This is a genomic window from Salinicola sp. (genome assembly GCF_982684285.1).
In genome coordinates this window covers 36,300-39,724 of the sequence record NZ_CEXLVS010000006.1, presented here as the reverse complement: position 1 = coordinate 39,724, position 3,425 = coordinate 36,300, and the positions used below count along the sequence as shown (strand labels likewise).

Sequence of the window (3,425 nt, the reverse complement as noted above, 5' to 3'; positions counted from 1 at the left end):
CACTCTCCACCGGATGCCGGGAGTTGGTCAGGTTGCGAAAGCCGATCTCCCAGAACGCCAACCCCTCGAGGTCGTGATCGCCGAGCCTGGCGAGCAGGGATTGACCGATCTCGCCGTCCAGCACGGCATAGGCATGGGCGTAGTCGTCGAATAGAAACGGCAGGTCGAGCACGTTCAGCTCGCCGACCAGGCCGGTGTAGTAAGGGTTGCCGGTCAGCACGATATCGACCTGGCCGCCGCGGGCGCTGGCCACCAGGGCGGTGTCGCTGCCCAGCTGTCCGCTGGGGTAGACGCGGATCTGCAGATCGCCGCCGCTGCGCTCGTCGACGAGATCGGCAAAATGCTCCGCGGCGAGATGCTGGGCGTCCTCCACCGGATGGGTGTGGGCGAAGTTGAGCGTCGTGGCGGCCTGGGCGTTGGCGAAAGGCACGAGCACCGCCGCGGCGGCCATCAGGATAGCGAGGAGGGGGCGAGACATTGGGTTCTGGACGGTCATGCAGGCGATCTCCGATTGAGGGCATCCAACTGACGCGTCGATCCTGCGATCAACATGTCGTGGCACGACAGGGAAGCGCCGTGCCGGAAGAGCTCGAACCCGCCGGACGGAAGCCGACTCGAGACGGCTTCTGCGTCGGGGTATGTCGGCGCCAGGCGCGAGCCCGGTTGTCGGTCCATCGATGCGCTTCTGCACCGAGATTGCGCCTAAACGACTAATGTATACATTATACGTTGGTCGCTTTGGCGTCCCGTGAGACCTAGCCTTTAGTCCCGTAGGCCGTCGTCGGCCGCTGCCGAATGAGCGGCGAGCGCTGGTCACGACCGATCGCCCGCGCTTCGGTTTACTCCGCCCCCCTACAGATGAGACCTGGGCTGCGTCATACTGCGACCCATTCAATCTCTCTTTGGGAAGACTTCACCGATGAGTCAGAACACCGTCAAGCTCGGCGTGGTGATGGACCCCATCGCCGACATCACCTACAAGAAGGACACCACCCTGGCGCTGCTGTGGGCGGCGGAGGCGATGGGCTGGTCGCTCCACTATCTCGAGCAGGAGGATCTCTACCTCTACGAGGGGCGCGCCATGGGCAGCGCGCGCCCGCTCAAGGTGCATCGAGATCCGCAGCACTGGTTCGACCTCGGCGAGCGCGAGGCGATGCCGCTGGGTGAGCTGGACGTGATCCTGATGCGCAAGGACCCGCCGGTGGACGGCCACTTCCTCAACGCCGTGCACCTGCTGGCGTTTGCCGAGCGCGAGGGCACGCTGGTGGTCAACCCGACCCGGGCGCTGTTCGAGTGCAACGAGAAACTGTTCGCCCAGCAGTTCGCCCACTGCATCCCGCCGACGGTGGTGTCGTGCCGCGACGCGGTGCTGCGCGCCTTCCAGGCCGAGCATGGCGACACCATCTTCAAGCCGCTGGATGGCATGGGCGGCACCGGCATCTTCCATATCGGCCCCGAGGGCCGCAATCTCGGCGCGGTGATCGAGCAGCTCACCGAGCGCGGCCAGCGCCAGATCATGGCCCAGCGCTATCTGCCGGAGATCAAGGATGGCGACACCCGCATCCTGCTGGTCGACGGCGAACCGGTGCCCTACGGCCTGGCGCGCATCCCCAGCGCCGGCGAGACCCGCGGCAACCTGGCCGCCGGCGGGCGCGGCGTCTCCCGCGAGCTGACCGATCGCGACTACTGGCTGGTGGAGCAGGTGCAGCCGATGATTCGCGACAAGGGGTTGCTGTTCGTCGGTCTCGACGTGATCGGCGACTACATCACCGAGATCAACGTCACCAGCCCCACCTGCGTGCGCGAGATCGACGACCAGCGCGGCACCGACATCGCCGGGCTGCTGATGACCGCGATCGCCGGACGGCTGGAGGGCCGGGGCTGAGAGCCTGGAGGGGCAGAGGTGTTACAATGAGCCCATTTCCCCTATGACCGGCGCTCGCGGCTCGAGCGCCGGATCGCTGTGTGATGTCCGATGGAGTCCTATGCCAACGATCAGGCCAACATCCATGCCTACGCCGATGCAGAGCCTCAAGCACTACTTCCTGATGGCGATGCCGCACCTGGAAGATCCCAACTTTGCCGGGACGCTGACCTATCTCTGCGACCACGATGACGACGGCACCCTGGGCGTCATCGTCAACCGGCCCTCCGAGCTGACCCTGGATGGGCTGTTCGAACAGCTCGACATCGAATCCGAGCCCGGCCCGCACAACGACGTGCTGGTCTACAACGGCGGGCCGACCTATCGCGATCGCGGTTTCATCCTGCATCGCGGCAACGCCAGCGACTGGGACTCCAGCATCCAGGTCGCCGAGGGTCTGGCGCTGACCACATCGATGGACATGCTGCAGGTGATCGCCCAGCGGCGCGGCCCCGAGCACTATCTGGTGACACTGGGCTGCGCGGGATGGAAATCCGGCCAGCTCGAGGACGAGCTCAAGCAGAACACCTGGCTGATCGCCGAGGGTGACGCCGCGATCCTGTTCGATCGCCCGCCGGAGCAGCGCCTGAGCGCCGCCGCCGGTATCCTCGGCGTCGATCTCAACCTGATGACCCGCGACGCCGGGCACGCCTGATGGCATCGGTAACCGGTGACCGGGTCGGGCAGCGTTTGGTGATGGCGTTCGACTACGGTACCCGACGCATCGGCGTCTCGGTCGGTAACGAGATGCTGCGCTCCGCCAGTGGCCTGGAGCCGCTGCCCGCCCGCGACGGCATTCCCGACTGGGTCGTCGTCGAGAAGCTCCTGGAGGAGTGGCAGCCGGACCTGCTGGTGGTGGGGCTGCCGATCCACGACGACGGCAGCGAGTCCGACATGAGCGTGCGGGCGCGCAAGTTCGGCAATCGGCTGCACGGCCGCTTCGGCAAGCCGGTGGAGATGTTCGACGAGCGCGGTACCACTCGCGCCGCCAAGCAGATCGCCAGGGAGCAGGGCCACAAGGGCAACTACCGCGATCGTGGCGTCGACGGCATCGCCGCCCAGCTGATTCTCGAAAACTGGTTCAACCGCGAGTCGCTCCCGTCCGGTATCCCCGGCGTACGGTGACCATCGCCTGAGGAAGAGAATGGATGTCTGATGATGTCGGTGCCCGCCTGCGGGCTCTGAGAACCCTACGCGGAATTTCCCAGCGGGAGCTGGCCAAGCGCTGCGGTGTCACGCATTCGAGCCTGTCGCTGATCGAGCAGGGCAAGGTCAGCCCCTCCGTCAGTTCGCTGAAGAAGATCCTCGATGCCATCCCCATGAGCGTGGGGGATTTCTTCACCATGGACCTGGAGAACCGCAACCAGGTCTTCTACGGCGCCGACGAGCTGACGGACGTCGGCAGCGGTGACGTGATCTACAAGCTGGTGGGCGCCAACCGCGATTCGCGGGCATTGTCGTTCATGATCGAGACCTACCCGGCCGGCCGCGATACCGGGCC

General features: G+C 65.8%; 4 protein-coding genes and 1 pseudogene. 4 read left to right on the top strand and 1 reads right to left on the bottom strand.

Annotated elements, in window-relative coordinates:
• Positions 1 to 496: TRAP transporter substrate-binding protein DctP (gene dctP, locus AC3AYF_RS01410; protein WP_487779317.1), on the bottom strand; the 496-nt coding region annotated here is incomplete at its 3' end.
• Positions 497 to 919: 423 nt separating this feature from the next.
• On the opposite strand from dctP, the gene gshB reads away from it, so the two are divergent.
• From gshB to AC3AYF_RS01390, 4 genes and pseudogenes are all read left to right on the top strand, one after another.
• Positions 920 to 1,885, top strand: a complete 966-nt coding sequence (gene gshB / locus AC3AYF_RS01405; RefSeq protein ID WP_295035821.1) for a glutathione synthase — start codon at positions 920 to 922, stop codon at positions 1,883 to 1,885.
• Positions 1,886 to 2,021: 136 nt separating this feature from the next.
• Complete coding sequence (locus AC3AYF_RS01400; RefSeq protein WP_295035827.1) at positions 2,022 to 2,579, top strand: YqgE/AlgH family protein; 558 nt, start codon at positions 2,022 to 2,024, stop codon at positions 2,577 to 2,579.
• A complete protein-coding gene (gene ruvX, locus AC3AYF_RS01395) occupies positions 2,579 to 3,049 on the top strand; it encodes a Holliday junction resolvase RuvX (protein ID WP_295035819.1) in 471 nt (156 codons plus the stop codon). The genes AC3AYF_RS01400 and ruvX overlap by 1 nt, the downstream gene beginning before the upstream one ends.
• Before the next feature lie 23 nt (positions 3,050 to 3,072).
• Positions 3,073 to 3,425, top strand: a pseudogene (locus AC3AYF_RS01390) (helix-turn-helix domain-containing protein); the annotation flags it as partial.